At 68.4% G+C, this 3,473-nt stretch carries 3 protein-coding genes; 2 read left to right on the forward strand and 1 reads right to left on the reverse strand.

The window, feature by feature from the left end; genetic code table 11:
• Positions 1 to 771: helix-turn-helix domain-containing protein (locus tag JWR81_RS04835; RefSeq protein WP_297647023.1), on the reverse strand; the 771-nt coding region annotated here is incomplete at its 3' end.
• A gap of 171 nt (positions 772 to 942) precedes the next feature.
• Here JWR81_RS04835 and JWR81_RS04840 point away from each other — a divergent pair.
• Together JWR81_RS04840 and JWR81_RS04845 are read left to right on the forward strand one after the other, a co-directional pair.
• Positions 943 to 1,911: a cyclase family protein gene (locus tag JWR81_RS04840; RefSeq protein ID WP_297647026.1), complete on the forward strand. Its 969-nt coding sequence runs from the start codon at positions 943 to 945 to the stop codon at positions 1,909 to 1,911.
• Positions 1,908 to 3,473 (forward strand): AMP-binding protein (locus JWR81_RS04845; RefSeq protein WP_297647029.1); only part of this gene is annotated, 1,566 nt, incomplete at its 3' end. The genes JWR81_RS04840 and JWR81_RS04845, both read left to right, overlap by 4 nt.

Raw genomic sequence — 3,473 nt, forward strand, 5'->3', positions numbered from 1 at the left:
GACCACCGCGCGGGCGGCCTCGTGAGGGTGGTCGGCACGGAACCGGCCTCGGCGCACGGCGTCCTCGACCTCGTGGTCGACCATGCGCTGCTGCACGGTGCGGAGCTCGGCGATCTTCTGCCGGTTCTTCGCCTCGAAGCTGCGCATCTCGCTGACGCCGACGAACCCCAGCTCGCGGCGGTGGGTGTGGTAGAGCACGAGGTTCTCGACGAGCAGGCTGAACCTCTCGACGGGATCACGTCCCTCGCTCTGGGCCGCCCGGGCCCGGGCGAGCAGGTCGTTCATCGTGAAGTCCAGCAGCATGACGAGCATCTGCTGCTTGCTCGTGTAGTAGTGGTAGATCCCCGAGACGGACAGGCCGCAGCGCGCGGCGATGCCGCGCACGGTGGCGCCGTGGTAGCCGATCGCGAGGAACTCCTCCAGCGCGGCGGCCAGCACCGGGTCGAACTCGAGCGGCCCATACCGACGCCAGTGCACCACCGGGGCCGGCCGCGGTGGCGCGACATCCGGAGACTTCTCCTGCGGCACGGCGTCGGGCGTGACGACGGTGTCCATGATCTCGGCGACCGTGAGGTCGAGAGCGTCGGCGATCCGGCTCAGCCGGTGCACCGTGAGGCCGGTCCGGCCGTTCTCGATCTGGCTCAGGGTGGCCGGGCTGATGTCGAGCGAGCGACTGAGACCGCGCAGGCTCAGACCTTTCGCCGTCCGTGCCGTCCGCACCTGCGCGCCCAGTGCCGCGTCGGCCGGGTGGCCACCGTGCGTCCCCGTCATGCAGCACGTCCCGCGCGGTCGGTGTTGATGTTCAGCAAATCTAAACACACCGTCCGAATTGGGGTCAAACGCCGGTGTTGACGCCGATTCGTGTGGCCTGCATCATCTCCTGAACACCACCGCGCGAGCGCTCGACCGTGCGCGCTCGTGTTCATCCCGAGGGAGACAATGATGTCCGACGTTCCCGCGATGGCCGAACTCCTGGGTGCCGACGCACCGACGAACTGGGGCAAGTGGGGGCCGGATGACGAGTTGGGTGCGCTGAACTACCTCGACGCGGCGGAGGTGCTGCGCGGTGTCCAGCACATCAAGTCGGGTGAGGTGTTCACCCTGCAGATCCAGATGGGCCGCGCCGAGAGCCCCGGCGACCCGCTGTGGCCCGGCCGGGAAGGCATCCAGCGGAAGAACGAGCTGGACGAGTCGACCTGGGACGGCGAGGACGCGCCGGCGTTCCCGGGTGGCCTGCACTACGCCGATGACACCGCGCGGATCTTCCTGCAGGGCTCCACCCAGTACGACGCCCTCGGGCACGTCTGGTACGACGGCAAGCTGTGGAACGGCTACGACGCCCGCTCCACGATCGGGGCGATGGAGAAGGCGTCGGTGCTGCCGATCGCCGAGAAGGGCATCGTCGGCCGCGGTGTGCTCATCGACATGGCGCGCCACCGCGGGAAGCAGTGGCTGGACAAGGGCGAGACGTTCGATCACAACGACCTCGAAGCCGCCGCGAAGAACCAGGGCGTGGAGATCCTTCCCCACGACATCCTGGTGATCCGCACCGGCTGGATGAAGTACTGGTACGAGCTCAACGACCCGAAGAGCTTCTACGACGGGTTCGTCGAGCCCGGCCTGACCTACTCCCGCGAGCTGGTGGAGTGGTTCCAGACCCGCGAGGTGCCGAACCTGGTCACCGACACCATCGCGAACGAGGTCACCGCGGACCCCGACTCCGGGGTCGCGCTCCCCCTGCACTGCGCCCTGATGCGCAACCTCGGGGTGACCCTCACCGAGATCGCCTGGCTCGACGACCTCGCCGACGCCTGCGCGGCGGACAACCGGTGGAGCTTCCTCTACGTCGCCGCCCCGCTCAAGGTCGTCAACGGCACCGGCGCCCCGGTCAACCCGATCGCGATCCGATGACCACCGCCGCCGAGTCCACCATCTACGGCTCCAAGCCGTGGCTGGCCCGCTACGCCCCCGGGCAGCCGTCGAGCATCACCGTCGAGTTCGACTCCGCGCTGGACATGTTCCGCGCCGCCGTCGAGCGCAACCCCGACGGCACGATCATCCGCTACTTCGACGGCCGCATCACCCTGCGCGAGCTCGACACCCTCACCGACGCCTTCGCCGCCGCCATCACCGAGCTCGGCTTCCAACCGGGTGAACGCGTCGCGGTCTACCTGCAGAACGTGCCCCAGTTCCTCATCGCCCAGATCGGCACCTGGAAAGCCGGCGGCATCGCCGTGTCGATCAACCCCATGAACAAGGAACGCGAACTCACCGAACTGCTCACCGACTCCGGCGCCACCGTCCTCGTGGCTCTGGAGAGCCTGTACCGGGATGTCGCGGCGAAGGTCGTGCCCGGCACCGACGTCCGCACGATGATCACCACGTCGGAGCTGGAGTACCAGACCCGCAACGACCCGCGGGTCTTCACCGGGATCGAGCGCATCCCTTCCGAGGACACGCTCGACATGGCCGAGCTGCTGCAGCGCTTCGCCGGGGCCACACCACCGCAGGTCACGCTGGGGCCCGACGATGTGGCGTTCCTGACCTACACCTCGGGCACCACCGGCCCGCCCAAGGGCGCGATGACCACCCACCGCAACGTGGTCTTCAACGCCCAGACCTACCGCGACTGGGTCGGCCTCACCAGCGACGACGTCGTGCTCGGGGTCGCCCCGCTGTTCCACATCACCGGGCTCATCGCGCACATCGCGATCTCCCTGCTCATCGGCGCCCCGCTGGTGCTGATGTACCGGCTCGACCCGGCCGTCACCATCGAGACCATCCGCGACGAGAAGGCCACCTTCACCGTCGGCTCCATCACCGTGTTCATCGCCCTGATGAACTCCCCCGCCGCGGAGAAGGAAGCACTCACCACCTTCACCAAGATCCTCTCCGGTGGGGCGCCCATCCCCCCGTCCACGGTCAAGGCGTTCAAGGCGACGTTCGGGCACTACATCCACAACGTCTACGGCCTCACCGAGACCACCTCGCCGTCGCACGGCACCCCGTTCGGCACCGAGGGACCGGTCGACGAGGCCTCCGGCGCGCTGTCGGTGGGCGTCCCGGTCTACGACACCGTCGTGCAGATCGTCGACGACAACGGTGACGACCTGCCCGTCGGCGAGATCGGCGAGCTCGTCACCACCGGCCCGCAGGTCGTGGTGGGCTACTGGAACAAGCCCGAGGAGACCGCCAAGGCACTGCCCGGCGGCTCACTGCACACCGGCGACGTCGGCTACATGGACGACCAGGGCTGGTTCTACATCGTCGACCGGAAGAAGGACCAGATCAACGCCGGCGGCTACAAGGTCTGGCCCCGTGAGGTCGAGGACGTCCTCTACGAACACGACGCGGTGCGGGAGGCGGCGGTGGTCGGTGTCCCCGACGAGTACCGCGGCGAATCCGTGAAGGCGTTCGTCAGCCTCCGCCCCGGCAAGACCGTCAGCGAGGCCGACCTCATCGCCTTCACCAAG

This window comes from Pseudonocardia sp. (assembly GCF_025965585.1).
In the GTDB taxonomy this organism is placed as follows: domain Bacteria; phylum Actinomycetota; class Actinomycetes; order Mycobacteriales; family Pseudonocardiaceae; genus Pseudonocardia.